Origin of the sequence: Lentzea californiensis (assembly GCF_024648825.1) — a bacterium.
Taxonomy (GTDB): Bacteria; Actinomycetota; Actinomycetes; order Mycobacteriales; family Pseudonocardiaceae; genus Lentzea; species Lentzea californiensis.
This window is the reverse complement of record NZ_JANBBE010000017.1, coordinates 120,224-134,793: the sequence shown is the minus strand read 5'-3', so window position 1 is coordinate 134,793 and position 14,570 is coordinate 120,224. Positions and strand designations below refer to the sequence as shown.

At 69.8% G+C, this 14,570-nt stretch carries 18 protein-coding genes; 12 read left to right on the top strand and 6 right to left on the bottom strand.

From position 1 onward, the window contains the following. The first annotated feature begins 6 nt into the window (after nucleotides 1-6). A complete protein-coding gene (locus tag LX88_RS39650) occupies nucleotides 7-540 on the top strand; it encodes a cysteine dioxygenase family protein (protein WP_258952891.1) in 534 nt (177 codons plus the stop codon). On the opposite strand, the gene LX88_RS39645 is transcribed toward LX88_RS39650, so the two are convergent. After that, complete coding sequence (locus tag LX88_RS39645; RefSeq protein WP_258952890.1) at nucleotides 527-1,141, bottom strand: TetR/AcrR family transcriptional regulator; 615 nt, start codon at nucleotides 1,139-1,141, stop codon at nucleotides 527-529. The genes LX88_RS39650 and LX88_RS39645 overlap by 14 nt on opposite strands. Before the next feature lie 73 nt (nucleotides 1,142-1,214). On the opposite strand from LX88_RS39645, the gene LX88_RS39640 reads away from it, so the two are divergent. Genes LX88_RS39640 through LX88_RS39605 form a run of 8 tightly spaced genes read left to right on the top strand, consistent with a single transcriptional unit; the run spans nucleotide 1,215 to nucleotide 8,425 of the window. Next, nucleotides 1,215-1,880, top strand: a complete 666-nt coding sequence (locus tag LX88_RS39640) for a 3'(2'),5'-bisphosphate nucleotidase CysQ (RefSeq protein WP_258952889.1) — start codon at nucleotides 1,215-1,217, stop codon at nucleotides 1,878-1,880. Then, complete coding sequence (gene cysD, locus LX88_RS39635; RefSeq protein ID WP_258952888.1) at nucleotides 1,877-2,764, top strand: sulfate adenylyltransferase subunit CysD; 888 nt, start codon at nucleotides 1,877-1,879, stop codon at nucleotides 2,762-2,764. The genes LX88_RS39640 and cysD overlap by 4 nt, the downstream gene beginning before the upstream one ends. Beyond that, nucleotides 2,764-4,572 carry an adenylyl-sulfate kinase gene (gene cysC, locus LX88_RS39630; RefSeq protein ID WP_258952887.1) on the top strand — a complete coding sequence of 603 codons (1,809 nt, stop codon included), beginning with the start codon at nucleotides 2,764-2,766 and terminating at the stop codon, nucleotides 4,570-4,572. Before cysD ends, cysC begins: the two co-directional genes overlap by 1 nt. 59 nt (nucleotides 4,573-4,631) lie before the next feature. After that, nucleotides 4,632-5,687 carry a DUF1214 domain-containing protein gene (locus LX88_RS39625; protein ID WP_258952886.1) on the top strand — a complete coding sequence of 352 codons (1,056 nt, stop codon included), beginning with the start codon at nucleotides 4,632-4,634 and terminating at the stop codon, nucleotides 5,685-5,687. After that, nucleotides 5,684-6,832, top strand: coding sequence for a sulfotransferase family protein (locus LX88_RS39620; protein ID WP_258952885.1), 1,149 nt, complete (start codon nucleotides 5,684-5,686; stop codon nucleotides 6,830-6,832). Before LX88_RS39625 ends, LX88_RS39620 begins: the two co-directional genes overlap by 4 nt. Next, nucleotides 6,832-7,611, top strand: a complete 780-nt coding sequence (locus LX88_RS39615; RefSeq protein WP_258952884.1) for an SDR family oxidoreductase — start codon at nucleotides 6,832-6,834, stop codon at nucleotides 7,609-7,611. Before LX88_RS39620 ends, LX88_RS39615 begins: the two co-directional genes overlap by 1 nt. Beyond that, nucleotides 7,608-8,060, top strand: a complete 453-nt coding sequence (locus tag LX88_RS39610) for an SRPBCC domain-containing protein (protein ID WP_258952883.1) — start codon at nucleotides 7,608-7,610, stop codon at nucleotides 8,058-8,060. Before LX88_RS39615 ends, LX88_RS39610 begins: the two co-directional genes overlap by 4 nt. A 47-nt stretch (nucleotides 8,061-8,107) precedes the next feature. Beyond that, a complete protein-coding gene (locus LX88_RS39605) occupies nucleotides 8,108-8,425 on the top strand; it encodes a hypothetical protein (RefSeq protein WP_258952882.1) in 318 nt (105 codons plus the stop codon). Between the two features lie 12 nt (nucleotides 8,426-8,437). Here LX88_RS39605 and LX88_RS39600 read toward each other — a convergent pair whose 3' ends face one another. Beyond that, nucleotides 8,438-9,076, bottom strand: a complete 639-nt coding sequence (locus tag LX88_RS39600; protein WP_258952881.1) for a TetR family transcriptional regulator — start codon at nucleotides 9,074-9,076, stop codon at nucleotides 8,438-8,440. A gap of 73 nt (nucleotides 9,077-9,149) precedes the next feature. Here LX88_RS39600 and LX88_RS39595 point away from each other — a divergent pair, with 73 nt between their 5' ends. Together LX88_RS39595 and LX88_RS39590 are read left to right on the top strand one after the other, a co-directional pair. After that, the gene (locus LX88_RS39595; RefSeq protein WP_258952880.1) at nucleotides 9,150-10,364 is read left to right on the top strand and encodes a cytochrome P450; all 1,215 of its coding nucleotides are present in this window, start codon (nucleotides 9,150-9,152) and stop codon (nucleotides 10,362-10,364) included. Beyond that, the gene (locus LX88_RS39590) at nucleotides 10,361-10,555 is read left to right on the top strand and encodes a ferredoxin (RefSeq protein WP_090071816.1); all 195 of its coding nucleotides are present in this window, start codon (nucleotides 10,361-10,363) and stop codon (nucleotides 10,553-10,555) included. The genes LX88_RS39595 and LX88_RS39590 overlap by 4 nt, the downstream gene beginning before the upstream one ends. A 2-nt stretch (nucleotides 10,556-10,557) precedes the next feature. On the opposite strand, the gene LX88_RS39585 is transcribed toward LX88_RS39590, so the two are convergent. The 3 genes from LX88_RS39585 to LX88_RS39575 form a co-directional block, all read right to left on the bottom strand. After that, nucleotides 10,558-11,031, bottom strand: coding sequence for a cupin domain-containing protein (locus LX88_RS39585; RefSeq protein ID WP_090071902.1), 474 nt, complete (start codon nucleotides 11,029-11,031; stop codon nucleotides 10,558-10,560). Nucleotides 11,032-11,208: 177 nt separating this feature from the next. Beyond that, nucleotides 11,209-11,694, bottom strand: coding sequence for a protein kinase domain-containing protein (locus tag LX88_RS39580; RefSeq protein WP_258952913.1), 486 nt, complete (start codon nucleotides 11,692-11,694; stop codon nucleotides 11,209-11,211). After that, nucleotides 11,646-11,990, bottom strand: coding sequence for a protein kinase domain-containing protein (locus tag LX88_RS39575; RefSeq protein WP_258952912.1), 345 nt, complete (start codon nucleotides 11,988-11,990; stop codon nucleotides 11,646-11,648). The genes LX88_RS39580 and LX88_RS39575 overlap by 49 nt, the downstream gene beginning before the upstream one ends. A 265-nt stretch (nucleotides 11,991-12,255) precedes the next feature. Between LX88_RS39575 and LX88_RS39570 the strand changes: the two genes are divergently transcribed. After that, complete coding sequence (locus LX88_RS39570) at nucleotides 12,256-13,728, top strand: tannase/feruloyl esterase family alpha/beta hydrolase (protein ID WP_258952879.1); 1,473 nt, start codon at nucleotides 12,256-12,258, stop codon at nucleotides 13,726-13,728. Nucleotides 13,729-13,938: 210 nt separating this feature from the next. Here the strand turns inward: LX88_RS39570 and LX88_RS39565 are convergent, their stop codons facing one another. Next, a complete protein-coding gene (locus LX88_RS39565) occupies nucleotides 13,939-14,493 on the bottom strand; it encodes an EF-hand domain-containing protein (protein WP_258952878.1) in 555 nt (184 codons plus the stop codon). Nucleotides 14,494-14,570 lie beyond the last annotated feature (77 nt).

Genomic DNA, 14,570 nt, shown 5'->3' with positions numbered 1-14,570 from the left:
CCGCTCATGACGCACAGCCTGCTCTCCCCCACGGCCACGCTCCTGGTGGGCTCGCTCCGGGCCGCGATCGCCGGCGGCGGTGACGACGCGGCCGTCGCCGCTCGGGTGGCGCGAACGCTGGAGGGCCACCTCACCGACCCGTTCCTGCTGAGCGCGACGCAGCGGGAACCCGACCCGAACGCCTACCGCCAGCACGTCCTGCACGTCGAACCGGACGGCAGCTTCTCGGTCGTCGCGCTGGTGTGGTTGCCGGGTCAGGAGACCTGCATCCACGACCACGTCTCGTGGTGCGTCGTCGGCACGTACGTCGGCGAGGAGGAAGAGACCACCTACCGGCTGCGCGGCGATCGGCTGATCCCGTTGCGCGTCAACAAGACCCCGGAGGGCGTGGCGTCCTACCTGGTGCCGCCGGGCGACATCCACAAGGTGTGCAACAACTCCAGCTCCGTGGCGATCTCGATCCACGTCTACGGCGCCGACGTCAGCATCCTCGGCACGAGCATCCGGCGGCGCTACGACCAGCCCGTCAGCGGGCGATGATCCCCCGCTCGATCGCACCGGTGGCGAACTCGACGAGCTGAGCCGGCTTGACCCGGTTGATGCGGGCGCCCTGCAGCAGCAGGTCGTCCGCAAGGCCGATCAGCGAGTCCCAGACCCAGTGCGGCAGCGCGGGGTCGTCGATCAGTTCCTGCCCGCACGCCTCGGCGGTCTCCTTCAACGCCTTCGCGAGCGCTTTGAGCGTCTTGCGGTAGTCCTGGGCCGATCCGGCGACCTCCTTGCCCCTGCGGCCGCCGGAGAGCACCTTGGCCTCCCACTGCGCGGCCGACCGCCCGAACCGCCGCCACAGGTCGGTGATCTGCGGCTCGACCTCCTTGAGCACGCCCGCGATGCCGAGGCCGCGGTCGACGGTGGCGAGGGTGCGTTGCAGCTCGTCCAAACGCCGTTCCATCAACGCCGCGAAGACGTCCTCCTTGCCGGAGAAGTACTGGTACACGGTGCCGGAACTGACGCCCGCGCCGACCGCGATCGCCCGCATGGTCAGGCCCGCGTAGCCCTGCTCTTCGAGGATCTGCTCGGCGGACGACAGGATGTCGCGCCGCCTGCCCTCCGCGTCCCCCCAGGCCGTTTGCTCGGTGCTCACGGCGTTCAGCCTACTTTGAACAACGTTCAAAAGCATATTGAACGTTGTTCGGTTTGCTCCTACGCTCGGGTGCATGGCGGAGACCGATGCGGAGCTGGCAAGACGATTGGCCACGGAGACGGGCCGGTTGCTCGTCAGCGTGAGGCCGGGCGACGGCGACCACGTCGCGCAGCTCTTCCTGGCCGCACAACTCGGCGAGCACCGCCCGGCGGACTCGGTGCTGTCGGAGGAGGCACCCGACGATCCTCGCAGGCTGGCCGCCGACCGGGTGTGGATCATCGACCCGCTGGACGGCAGCCGCGAGTACGCCGAGCCCGGCCGCACCGACTGGGCCGTGCACGTGGCGCTCTGGGAACGCGGCGAGCTCGTCGCGGGAGCCGTCGCGATGCCCGCTTTCCGGCCTGAGCCACGGACTTCACGCCGCCGGATCAGGATCGTGGTCAGCCGCAGCCGGCCACCCGCGCACGCGCGCCGGATCGCCGAAAAGATCAACGCCGTGCTGGTGCCCATGTGCGGCGCGGGCGCGAAGACGATGGCCGTCGTGCGCGGCGAGGCGGACGCCTACCTGCACGCGGGCGGCATGTACGAGTGGGATTCCGCCGCACCCGTCTACGTGGCCCGCGCGGCCGGGTTGCACGCCTCCCGCGCCGACGGACGGCCGCTCGTCTACAACCAGCCCGATCCGTGGCTGCCCGACCTGCTGATCTGCCGTCCGGAACTCGCGGGGGTGCTCGTGTGAACCACCTCGACCAGCTCGAAGCCGACAGCATCGACATCTTCCGCGAGGCCGTGGCGGAGAGCGAGCGACCGGTGCTGCTGTACTCGATCGGCAAGGACAGCTCGGTGCTGCTCCACCTGGCGCGCAAGGCCTTCTACCCGTCGAAGCCGCCGTTCCCGTTGCTGCACGTCGACACCACGTGGAAGTTCCGGGAGATGATCGCGTTCCGGGACGCCGTCGTCGCCCAGCTCGGCCTGGACCTGATCGTGCACCGCAACCCGGAGTGCGTGGCGGCGGGCATCAACCCGTTCGACCACGGATCCGCGCGGCACACCGACCTGTGGAAGACGCAAGGCCTGCGGCAGGCGCTGGACGAGCACCGGTTCGACGTGGCGTTCGGCGGCGCGCGACGCGACGAGGAGGCCTCGCGCGCCAAGGAGAGGGTGTTCTCGTTCCGGACCGCGCAGCACCAGTGGGACCCGAAGAACCAGCGCCCCGAACTGTGGCGGCTCTACAACACGCGGGTCGCGCCCGGCGAGAGCATCAGGGTGTTCCCGCTGTCGAACTGGACCGAGCTCGACGTGTGGCGCTACGTCGAACGCGAGCGGATTCCCGTGGTGCCCCTGTACTTCGCGGCCGTGCGGCCGGTCATCGACCGCGACGGCACGCTGATCATGGTCGACGACGACCGGATGCCGCTGCACTCGCCACCGCGGCAGGAGCTGGTCCGGTTCCGGACGCTCGGCTGCTACCCGCTGACGGGCGCGGTGCGCAGCGAGGCGCGCACGGTCGCGGAGATCGTCGAGGAAATGCGGGCCGCGACGACGTCGGAGCGGCAGGGCCGGGTGATCGACCACGACCAGAGCGGGTCGATGGAGCGCAAGAAGCGGGAGGGGTACTTCTGATGGAGCTTCTGCGGTTCATCACCTGCGGCAGCGTGGACGACGGCAAGAGCACGCTGATCGGGCGGCTCCTGTACGAGTCGAAACTGCTCTACGCCGACCACCTCGCGGCCCTGGAGGCGGACTCCCGCCGGGTAGGCACGCGGGGCGGCGAGCTGGACTTCGCGCTGCTGGTGGACGGATTGGCCGCCGAACGCGAGCAGGGCATCACGATCGATGTCGCCTACCGGTTCTTCGCCACCGAGGCACGGCGGTTCATCGTCGCGGACACGCCGGGGCACGAGCAGTACACGCGCAACATGGTCACCGGCGCTTCGACCGCTGACGCCGCGGTTCTGCTGCTCGACGCACGCAAGGGCGTGCTCAGCCAGACGCGCCGGCACGCGCGCATCGTGTCGCTGCTGGGCATCCGGCACGTGGCCCTGGCCGTGAACAAGCTCGATCTCGCAGGCTATTCGCGGGAGCTGTTCGACGAGGTCAGCGCGTCGTTCGCGGAGTTCGCCGCCGACCTGGAGTTCGCCGAGATCACCTGCGTGCCGATGGCGGCGACCGAGGGCGTCAACGTGGTCGGGCGCAGTGAGCTGACGCCCTGGTACGACGGCCCGACGCTGCTGCAGTGGCTGGAATCGGTCACGCCGTCCACGAGACGAGACGTCTCGTCTCGTCTCAGCGAAGCGAGACGAGACGAGACGTCTCGTTTCCTGGTGCAGTGGGTGAACAGGCCGGACGCGACGTTCCGCGGTCTGTCCGGGCGCGTGCTGGGCGGAACACTCCGACGAGACGAGACGGTCCGTCTCGGCAACCGGACCACCAGCGTCGCCCGGATCGTCACCATGGACGGCGACCTGGACGAGGCGCCGGCCGGTTCGTCGGTCACCGTCGTGCTGGCGGACGACGTGGACGCGAGCCGGGGCGACGTGCTGGGCGCCGCTTCCGACCCCCCAAGCCTCGCCGACTCGTTCCAGGCGCGGCTGGTCTGGCTGCACGAGAACGGCCTTCTGCCCGGCCGGCAGTACCTGGCGAAGATCGGTGCGCGCACGGTCGGCTTCACCGCGACCAAGGCGTTGGGGATCAACGAGATCGGCGTCGACAACGTGCACTTCGACGCGCCCGTGCCGTTCGAGAGCTACCGCACCAACCGCGATCTCGGCTCGTTCGTGGTGCTCGACCGGCTGTCCAACGCCACGGTCGGCGCCGGAATGATCGACTTCGCGCTGAGCCCGTCCAACGTGCGCTGGCAGACGCTCACCGTCGACAAGCAGGCCCGGATCGCGCGCAACGGGCACCGGCCGTGCGTGGTGTGGCTGACCGGGTTGTCCGGGGCGGGCAAGTCCACGATCGCCGACCTGGCCGAGAAGGCGCTGCACGCCGAGGGCAGGCACACGTTCCTGCTCGACGGCGACAACGTGCGGCACGGGCTCAACTCCGACCTCGGGTTCACCGACGCCGACCGCGTCGAGAACATCCGGCGCATCGCCGAGGTGGCCGCGCTGATGGTCGACGCCGGGCTGATCGTGCTGGTCTCGTTCATCTCGCCGTTCCGGGCGGAGCGGGCGCTGGCGCGGGAACTGGTCGGCGAGAACGAGTTCTGCGAGGTCTTCGTGGACACGCCGCTGGCCGTGGCCGAACAGCGCGACCCGAAGGGCCTGTACCGCAAGGCGCGCAGGGGCGAGCTGGCGAACTTCACCGGCATCGACTCGCCCTACGAACCACCCGTGGAACCCGAGGTGCGGCTCGACACGACGACGTTGAGCGCGCAGGCCGCGGCGGACGCCGTGGTGGCACGGCTGCGTGCGCTCGGCGTCTGTTGAACGTTGTCCAAAATCGTGTACGTTCAGCTAGAACACGTTCTAAATTCGGGAGGCATCCAGTGCCGGACCAGGCGTGGTCGCAGTTCTGCCGGGCGTTGGAGAAAGCCGGCGAGGTCGTTCTCTCCGACCAGGCACCGGACACCCCGCTCGACCGCGCGGAGGGCTACCGGTACCTCTCCCGGCTCACCCGCGAGATGCTGTACTCCTGCCTGGACAACGCCGATCCCGACTTCCCGCGCTTCCACGAGCTCGACCTCGTGAAGATCGGCGCGGACAACCCGGACAACGTCTACCTGTCCGCGAACATCCGCGGCGACCGGACGTACCGGATCACCGGGACCCGCGGCACCATCGCGTACTTCAGCATCGGCTCGAAGGCCAACCGGTACGCCAAGGACGGCACCATGGCGTCGACCGGCGAGCTGTCCGGCGCCGACCTGGCGCTCGCGCCGGACGGCACCGTGGAGATCATCGCCAGCGCCGAACCCCAGCCCGGGAACTGGCTGCCGCTCGCGCCCGACTCCACCGGCCTGGTGGTGCGCCAGACCTATCTCGACCGCACGACCGAAACACCGGGCCACTGGCACGTCGAGCAGGTGGGTGGGCCCGCCGAGCCCGCTCCCCTGACCCCTGAATTCCTCGCCAAAGCGTTGCAGCGAGCGGCCTTGTCCGTGCACGGCACGGCGGCCACGTTCGCCCACTGGACCCGCACGTTCATGACGCGTCCCAACGAACTGCCCGACTTCGGCCAGGAGATGTTCCAGCGGGCGGGCGGTGATCCGGAGATCTTCTACCTGCACGGCTACTGGACGCTGAAGCCCGGCGAGGCGTGGGTGATCGAGACCGACGTGCCGGACTGCCCGTACTGGAACTTCCAGCTCGGCAACTGGTGGATGGAATCACTGGACCACCACCGCAGGATCACCGTCAACAAGCACACGGCGTCGTTGTCCGGTGGCCGGCTGACGGTCGTGGTGGCCGCCGAGGATCCCGGAGTGGGCAACTGGATCGACACCTGCGGCCACAGTTCGGGCACCGCGTTGCTGCGGTGGCTCGGCGCTTCCGCCCACCCGATCCCGAAATGCCGCGTGGTCCCCCTGGAGGAGGTTCGATGACGGTCACGACAGCGCTGAACGTGCCGGAGTTGCTGGAGAAGGCCTCCGCCAAGACCGGGCTCTCCGACTTCGGCGACGACTGGTTCCGCGAGCCGCTGGACGTGCTCGTGCACAGCCTCAACACCGAGGCCGCGCTGTCACCGCTGGGCTTCGAGCTGACGAAGCACCGGCTGGCCGCGCTGCTGTCCGACCGCCTGCGGTTACGGGAGCTCCAGCGCGTGCACCCCGAGGTGCTCGACGTCGAGGTGCGGGTGGCCGCCGAGATCTGCGGTCTGCCGCGCACCGGTTCGACGTTGCTGCACCGGCTTCTCGCCGCGTCGCCCCAGGTGACGTCCACGCTGTCGTGGGAGGTCGCGTACCCGCTGCCGTTCCCCGGTGAGGGCCCCGGCGCCGAGCAGCGCAAACGCCGTGCGCAGGAACGCATGCAGATGTTCTCGCAGCTCTCCCCCGACTTCGGCGACCTGCACACCGTCGTGTGGGACGGGCCGGAGGAGGACGTGATCCTGCTGGACCGGACGTTCGTGTCGATGAGCTTCGACTCGTTCTACTGGGTGCCCGCGTACGGCGACTGGTTGCGGTCGGCCGACCAGCGGCCCGCCTACCGCGAACTGCGCGAGTGGCTGCAGGTGTTGCAGTGGCAGAACTCTGCACGCTCGCTGCCGTGGGTGCTCAAGTCGCCGCACCACCTGACCGCGGTCGACACCGTGCTGGACGAGTTCGCCGGCTGCAGGATCGTGATGACGCACCGCTCCCCCGTCAACGCCGTGCCGTCGTACGCGTCGATGGTGCGCGCGATGTCCTCGCAGTACAGCGAGAACATCGATCCGGTCCTGATCGGACGGTACTGGTCCCGCAGGTTCGCCACGACCCTGGAAGATTTCGCCGCGGCCCGGTCCGCGCGCCCCGAGCGGTTCGTGGACGTGCGGTTCGCCGACACCGTCAGCAAACCGCTGGAGGTCGCCCGCCAGGTGCTGGAGGCGCTGGGCCTGCCCGCCGGTCCCGCCGACGACGCGGCGTTCGAGGCCTACCTGGCGCAGAACCGCACCGAACGGCACGGCTCGCACTCCTACGCGCCACCGGACTTCGGGCTGTCCGAGGACCAGCTGCGACGGGACTTCGCCTTCTACTCGGAGGTCTACCTGTGATGCTGCAAGACGAGGTCGTGATGATCACCGGCGTCGGCCCCGGCCTGGGCTCGAAGCTCGCCGTCCGCGCCGCCGCCGAGGGTGCGAAGGTCGTGATGGCCGCCCGCTCCGCCGACGTGATGAAGCAGGTGGAGGAGGACGTCACCGCGGCGGGTGGCGAGGCCGTCGGCGTGCAGTGCGACGTGCGGCGGCCCGAGGAGGTCGCGCGGCTGGCCGAGACGGCCGTCGAGCGGTTCGGCACGATCACCGGGCTGGTGAACTCGGCGTTCGGGCACCCCGGCTGGTTCGACCTGCTGGAGACGCCCGAGAAAGCGGTCCGCCGGTCGATGGACATCATCCTGTTCGGCGCGCTGAACGTGACCCGCGCGGTGGTGCCGCACATGAAGGCCGCCGGACGCGGTTCGATCGTCAACGTGGGCACGATGACGACCCGCAAACCCGTGCGCGGCGAGGGCGGGTACGCCGTGGCGAAGGCCGCGATGGCGACCGCGACCCAGTTCCTGGCGCTGGAACTGGGCGAGCACGGCATCCGCGCGAACCAGGCCGTGATGGGCTGGCTCGACGGACCGGGCGTGCGCTTCTACCTCGAGTTCACCGCCGAGGCGCGCGGCATGAGCGAGCAGGACGTGTACGACGAGATCGCCGCCCGCAACCCGCTGGGGCGCATCCCGACCGACGAAGCCTGCGCCGGAGCGGTCCTGTTCCTGTTGTCCCGGCACGCTTCCGAGGTCACCGGTGCCGTGCTCGACGTCAACGGCGGGGAGTACATGCCGGCATGACGCATCTCATCGAGTCCGTGGTCGTCGAGATCGACGCGCCCGCGTCGTTCGTGTGGGACGTGCTGCTCGACTACCCGCACTATCCACAGTGGAATCCCTACACGCTGGCGGTCGCCACGACGTTGGAGATCGACTCGCCGATCGACCTCACGCTGCCACGTCCGGACGGCGGCGAGGGGACGTTCGTCAGCCGCGAGTACATCCGCGAGGTCGAGCCACCTCGATTGCTGCGTTACGACACCGGCGACACGTTCCCGGGCCTGCTCGGCACGCGCGACCAGTTGATCACACCGCTCGGACCGCGGCGGTGCAGCTACCGCACGTTCGAGACGTTCACGGGCAAGTACGCGGACGCGATCTTCGCGGCGCAGGGCGCGTATGTGAAGAACGGCTTCGACTCCGTGGCCCACGCGTTGCGCGACCGAGTCAAAGCCCTGCTCAGTGTGTGAGTAGTTGTACCGATGCCGTCGCGAACCGGCAGCGGCACTCTCGACGTGTGACCAAGACCGACCGTAGCCGCACAGCCGGACTGGCGGGGTTCGCCACCACCACCGCCCTGCTGGTGCTCACCTTCGCCGCCTTCCAGAACGGCGCGCTGGAGTCGTTCGGCTGGCAGGGCGGCGAGTACGCCACCGCGTTCGTCTGCATCACGCTCGGCTCGACCTTCGCCGGGATCGTGCTGAACCTGACCGCGCCCGCACCGTGGAAATCGGTCGGAACCGGAATGATCCTGGCCGGCACGCTGGGCGGGGTCGTCGTCATCATGCTGTTCTTCGTGATCGCGTGGGGACTCTCCAACATCTCCGTCCCCTGAACTGCCGCCGCGTCACAACATCTGCGACAGGCCGCGCAGCGCGGCGGCGATCTGCTCGCGATGCCCTTCGAGGGTCTCCCTCGTGACGCCGTCCGCCGCGGACCTGGCCACGTCGTCGGTGGCGACCTTGAGCACCGCGCTCATCGCGGCGGCCTGCACCCTCACCTCGATGGCGTCCCGCGGCAGCCCCGCCCGTTCGGCGAGCACGTCCGCGAGCGCGTCCTCCGCCCGTTCGCGCAACATCAGGTAGGCGGCGCGCAGCGCCTGTTCGCCGTGGGTCAGCCGCACCACGGCCAGCACCGCTTCGATGTCCTCGTCGGACGCCGCGTCCAGCAACGGGCTGTACGCCTCGCGCAGGTGGTCGATCAGCTCGAGCTCACGCGGCCACGCGCGCACCACCACGCAGAAAGCCTCGACCATCTTGGTCAGCAGCGGTTCGACGCAGCTCTCCTTGTGCGGGAAGTAGCGCCAGAACGTGCGTTCGGAAACTCCCGCGGCCTGCGCGATCTGCTCACCCGACGTGGCGGCGACGCCCTGCTCGGCGAACAACCGGACCGCGTGGCGGGAGAGGTCGAGGCGCTGACGTCGACGTTGCTCGTCGCTGACCGGAGGCCGGCCACGGCGAGGCTTTTCTGTCACAACGTCCGTCATCGGGCGATTCAAGCACGTCACCTGGCCGGGACATTTATTGGCACCATCTGCCATTAAGCGCTACGGTCAGTGCATGAGCATTGACGCAGAGCGCCTGAAGCTGCCGCTGGCCAGGCCGAACGTCCTCGATCTCGCTCCGCTCTACGAGGTGCTGCGACGCGAGGCACCGATCGCGCCCGTGACGACGCCGGCAGGGGACCCCGCCTGGCTCGTGACGCGGTACGAGGAGGTCCGCCTCCTGCTGGGGGACAAGCGCTTCGGCCGTTCCCACCCGGAGCCGGAGAAGGCCTCCCGCATCTCGACCGCCGCCGTGCAGGACGGCCCCACCGGCGAGTACGCGACGGAGGAGGCCGACCACACGCGCATGCGCCGCCTGCTCACGCCCGCGTTCTCCGCCAAGCGGATGCGGATGCTGGGCGAGAACATGGAGGAGCTGGTCGACAGCTGCCTGGACGCGCTGATCGCCGAGCACGAGAAGACGGGCGTGGTCGACCTGCACCGCGGGCTCGCGTTCCCGTTGCCGGTGGCCATGATCTGCCGTCTGCTCGGCGTCCCCGAGGAGGACAACGAGCTGTTCGCGTCGCTGTCCGAGCGCATGGCGGGCACCGAGATCGGTGAAGAGGCACACAAGGCGCGCGAGGAGTTCTTCCGGTACATGGTCGGGCTCGTCGAGTCCAAGCGCGGCGCGCTCGGCGAGGACGTGATCTCCGACCTCGTGCGCGCACAGGCCGAGGACCCGTCGTTCGACTACGTGGAGATGGTCCGGCTGTGCGTCGGACTGTTGTTCGCGGGCCACGAGACCACGGTCAACCGCATCGGCCTGGGCGTGCTGTTCCTGCTCACCGACCGGTCGCGCTGGGACGCCTTCGTCGCCGACCCGGACGGCCGCGTCGACGCGGTGGTCGAGGAGGTCATGCGCCTGGGCGCACCCGGCGACCTCGGCCTGCTGCGGTACGCCCGCGAGGACGTCGACATCGCGGGCGTGACCATCAAGGCCGGTGACGCGGTGGTCATCTCGACCAACGCGGCCAACCGCGACGCGTCCGTGTACTCCCACGCCGAGGAGTTCGACCCGGACCGTCCGGAGAGGACACACCTCGGTTTCGGCCACGGCGCGCACTTCTGCATCGGCGCGTCCCTGGCCCGCACGGAACTGCGCGTGGTGTTCGCCGCGCTCGCCAAGCGCCTGCCGTCGATGCGGCTGGCCAAGGAACTCGACCAGCTGCAGGTCCGCGCGACGCTCACCGGCGGCGTGGCGGAGCTGCCCGTCACCTGGAGGTCGGCGTGAACATCGTGGTGGACCAGGGCAAGTGCGTCGGGGCCGGGCAGTGCGTGCTGGCCGCGGACGACGTGTTCGACCAGCGCGACGACGACGGCCTGGTCGACCTGCTGGACGCCAGCCCGCCGCCGGAGCGCCTGGCCGACGTCCGGCACGCGGCGGCCGTGTGCCCGGCCTCGGCGATCGAGGTCGAGGCCTGACCTCAGCCCTCCACGAAGTACGAGTCGTGCTCGTCGAGGAACGCGGCGCGGTCGGCCGCCGCGACCTCGCCGAGCCGCTCGAAGTACTCCTCACGCGGCGCACCGGGCGTGAACAGCAACAACATCTCGGCCGGTGCGTCGGCGTCGTTGCGGAAGGCGTGCAACCCGCCCTGCGGCACGTGCAGGAAGTCGCCCTTCCCCGCCTCGATCCACTTGTCACCGTTGTAGAGGCGCACGGTGCCGTCGAGGATGAAGAACGACTCGGAGATCGTCCGGTGGAAGTGCGTCGCCGGACCGCCGGCCTTCGGCTTCATGACGACCCGGTACAGGCCGAACTCGCCGCGCGTGGTCTCGGTGGTGGCGAGGTAGTGGATGCCGTTGCCGGGCTCACCGGTGTCGACCGGGGTGCTCGCGGGCCGGTAGCGCGCGCTCACCTCGCCGGTGTCGCCGAGGTAGACCTTCTTGGGATAGGACATGGTGTTCATCCTTTGCGTGCGGGGTTCCTACTAGGAAGACCCGATTGCCCGCGCAGATGTGACAACTAGTGCGGTGGCCACGAACCTTTACCGGGTATTTCGCTGTTCAGACGCGAGGCGCCCTGCTGAGCACCGGAAGACCCCGTAAAGGTTCGTGGTCACCGCACTAGTCCTTCATCAGGGGCTCGACCAGCTTCGATCCTGGCCGATGGCCACCGGTCCGGACGTGGGCAGGGACGGCGCCGGGAGGTTCACGCGCAGCGTCGGGCCGGCCATCGTCGGTCCGGCGTCGATCGCCACCGCCGGCCTGGCCGGGTAGAGCTCCGCGGCGGCCAGCGCGTGCTCGATGAGCTCGTGCGCCCGGTCCACGCCGAGCCGGCGCGCGGGATCGGGTTCCATCAGGCCGGTGATCAGCTCGCCGAGCGGTCCGGCCACCCGCGGCACCGGCCGTTCGTTCATCACGGCGAGGATCGTCGCCGAGGTGGTCGGGCGGTCGAACGCGCCGCGTCCCTCCACGGCGAAGAACAGCGTCGCTCCGAGCGCCCAGAGGTCCCAGGCGGGCGAGGCCTCGCCGCCCGCCAGGCGTTCCGGGGACATGTAGGCGGGCGAACCGATCAGCGTGCCGGTGGCCGTGAGCCGGGGGTCGTCGACGGACTGCGCGATGCCGAAGTCGGTGAGCTTCGCGTTGCCCTGCCGGGCACCATCACGTTGCCGGGCTTGACGTCCCGGTGCACCACGCCGGACGAGTGCGCCGCCTCCAGCGCGCCCAGCAGCTGCCGCGCCAGCGTGGCCGCCTCGCGCGTCCCGAGCGGTCCGTCCAGGTCGACCGACTCCTCCAGCGTCGGAGCGTTGATCAGCTCCATGACGATGAACGTCTGGTCGTCCTCGGAGATGAGGTCGTAGACGGTGACGACGGCGGGGTCCTGGAGCCGCGAGGCGATGCGTGCCTCGCGCAGCACCCCGCTCCTGGTACACGGCACGTTCTCCGGCAGGCACGTTGCCGGGCAGCAGCAGTTCCTTGACGGCGACGTCGCGGCCGAGGACGGTGTCCTCCCCCAGCCACACGACCCCCATGCCGCCACGCCCCAGCTCGCGAACCAGCCGGTAGCGTCTGTTGCCCACCTCGCGCATGCGCGGAAGTCTTTCACCCGGTCCAGTGACGTACAGGGGCAGCGTCACGTGACGGGCGCGACGCCGTGACGACCCCGCTTAACGTCGCGCGGCGTGAGACGACTGACGAAGCTGTTGGCGACAACACTGCTCCTGACCGGACTGGCGCCGCTCGCGCCGGCGTCGGCGAGCACCCCTACCTGCGCGACGGTCGCGGTCACCGCCCCGGCGGGCGCGAAGATCGAGTCAGTGGACGCCGTGAGCCGCGCCACGCACTGCGAGATCACCGTGACGCTCACGCACACCGACGACCACGTGAAGGTCGTCGTCGGCCTGCCCCAGAACTGGACGGGCCGGCTGCAGGGCGTCGGCGGCAGCGCGTACGCCGCGGGCGACACCGGTGCGCCGTTCACCCAGGCCCTGCAGGGCGGTTACGCGGCCGTGACGACCGACGCCGGCGTGCTGGGCGGCCTCGACACCAGCTGGGCGGTTGAGAACGGCGAGGTAAACCAGACGCTGCTGACCAACTTCGCGAGCCGCTCGGTGCACGAGGCGGCCGTGATCGCCAAGCAGGTCGTGCGCGGGCACTACCAGCGCCCGGTCACGTACTCGTACTGGAACGGCTGTTCGACCGGTGGCCGCCAGGGCTACCTGGAGGCGCAACGCTTCCCGGACGACTACGACGGTGTCCTCGCCAACGCGCCCGCCGTGAACTGGTCCCAGTTCGCCGTCGCGACGCTGTGGCCGCAGGTCGTGCAGGGCAACGACGGGCACGTCGTCGGCAACTGCGTGCTGGAGGCGTTCCGCAAGGCCGCCGTCGAGGCGTGCGACCCCCAGGACGGTGTCGTCAACGGCATCGTCGACCGGCCGGACCGCTGCAGCTACGACCCGCGTCAGCTCATCGGCGGGAAGGTCCTGTGCGAGGGCGACGAGGTCGTGGTGACGAAGGCCGACGCCGACGTCATGCGCAAGATCTGGGACGGCCCCACCGACGAACGCGGCCGCAGCCTCTGGCCGGGCCTGCCGAAGGGCGCCGACCCGGTGTGGCTCGCGGGCACGATCCCCGGCTTCCCCGGTCCCGGTTTCCCCGTCGCGGCCCAGTGGGTGCAGAGCTTCCTAGTGAAGCAGCCCGGTTTCGACACCTCGAAGCTCACCTACGCCCAGTACCGGGACCTGTTCCGGCAGTCGGTCCGCGAGTTCGACGGCGTCATCGGCACCTCCGACCCCGACCTGTCGGCGTTCCGGCGCGCGGGCGGCAGGCTGATCACGTTCGTCGGCACGAACGACCAGCTGATCCCGCCCGGCGGCACGCTGAAGTACCGCGACCAGGTCGAGCGGCGCATGGGGTACGTGAACGACTTCTACCGCCTGTTCACCGCTCCCGGCGTCGACCACTGCCTCGGCGGAAACGGACCTCAGCCCACCAACGCCCTGGGCCAGCTCGTCGACTGGGTCGAACGCGGCAAGGCACCCGCCACCCTCACCGCCGCGACGGCCGACTCGACCCGCGACCTCTGCCCGTACCCGCGGACGTCCCGGTACTTCCACGGCGACCCGAAGGCGGCCTCCAGCTACTTCTGCGTCTAGCGATGGAGGGGGTCCGGCCGCACTGACCGGGCCCCCACCAGCCGCCGTGGATCATCACCACGACGAGGGAACGGGCAGGTTCGGGCCTTCCGGCTGGAAGCGGCGTAGTCCTCCGAGGAACACCACTCGACGATGTCGAGCCATTCGCCGCCGGGCAGCCGCACGAGCCGGGCGCCGAGGAACCCCTTGACCAAATCCGGTGAGGGCAGGTCAGGTGCGCTGCAGCGCCTTCGGGTACAGCCAGCTGCCAGGGGTGTCCTCGGCCGGGTTCGTGTAGTAGTCGCGCACGGCCATCACGTACTCCTGCACGCTGATCGCGCCGTCACCGTCCGTGTCGAGGTGCGCGAACGCGCGGCCGCACTCCTCCGCCGACAGCCCGCGCGCCTTCAGCAGGACGCCGAACTCGGACGCGTCCACGCGGCCGTCGCCGTTGGTGTCCATCAGGTCGAGCAGGGACTGGACGACCTCGAGGAAGTCCATGTTGATCGGGCCGCCCTCGACGAACGCCTCGTTCATGGCGTCGCGGTACTCCACCGGGCCGATCTTGCCGTCGCGGTCCGTGTCGCAGTGGTCGGCCAGCATCTCCCAGAACCGGTCGTAGGCCTCCACGAGCTCACGGCCGCGCTCCGAGGACGCCGGTTCGCCGAACGCCCGCAACAGCCGGTTGGCCAGCGCGTAGACGTCCGCCAGTTCGATGACGCCGTTGCGGTTCACGTCGTAGTGGGCGAAGGTCGAGTCGATCCTGTGCTGCAACACCTGCTTCATGACCAGGCACTGTGGTGATGAGTCCGGGCCGGCGCAACGCGCGTCCCCCTCCTGGGTGGTGTTGTTCAGCCGTCTCC

Excerpts from the sequence above, each read along its gene's own strand:
- cysC (WP_258952887.1), top strand. The coding sequence starts at position 2,764 with ATGGAGCTTCTGCGGTTCATCACCTGCGGCAGCGTGGACGACGGCAAG.
- LX88_RS39620 (WP_258952885.1), top strand. The coding sequence starts at position 5,684 with ATGACGGTCACGACAGCGCTGAACGTGCCGGAGTTGCTGGAGAAGGCC.
- LX88_RS39600 (WP_258952881.1), bottom strand. The coding sequence starts at position 9,076 with ATGACGGACGTTGTGACAGAAAAGCCTCGCCGTGGCCGGCCTCCGGTC.
- LX88_RS39650 (WP_258952891.1), top strand. The coding sequence starts at position 7 with ATGACGCACAGCCTGCTCTCCCCCACGGCCACGCTCCTGGTGGGCTCG.
- LX88_RS39610 (WP_258952883.1), top strand. The coding sequence starts at position 7,608 with ATGACGCATCTCATCGAGTCCGTGGTCGTCGAGATCGACGCGCCCGCG.
- LX88_RS39615 (WP_258952884.1), top strand. The coding sequence starts at position 6,832 with ATGCTGCAAGACGAGGTCGTGATGATCACCGGCGTCGGCCCCGGCCTG.
- LX88_RS39565 (WP_258952878.1), bottom strand. The coding sequence starts at position 14,493 with ATGAAGCAGGTGTTGCAGCACAGGATCGACTCGACCTTCGCCCACTAC.
- LX88_RS39640 (WP_258952889.1), top strand. The coding sequence starts at position 1,215 with ATGGCGGAGACCGATGCGGAGCTGGCAAGACGATTGGCCACGGAGACG.
- LX88_RS39585 (WP_090071902.1), bottom strand. The coding sequence starts at position 11,031 with ATGTCCTATCCCAAGAAGGTCTACCTCGGCGACACCGGCGAGGTGAGC.
- LX88_RS39595 (WP_258952880.1), top strand. The coding sequence starts at position 9,150 with ATGAGCATTGACGCAGAGCGCCTGAAGCTGCCGCTGGCCAGGCCGAAC.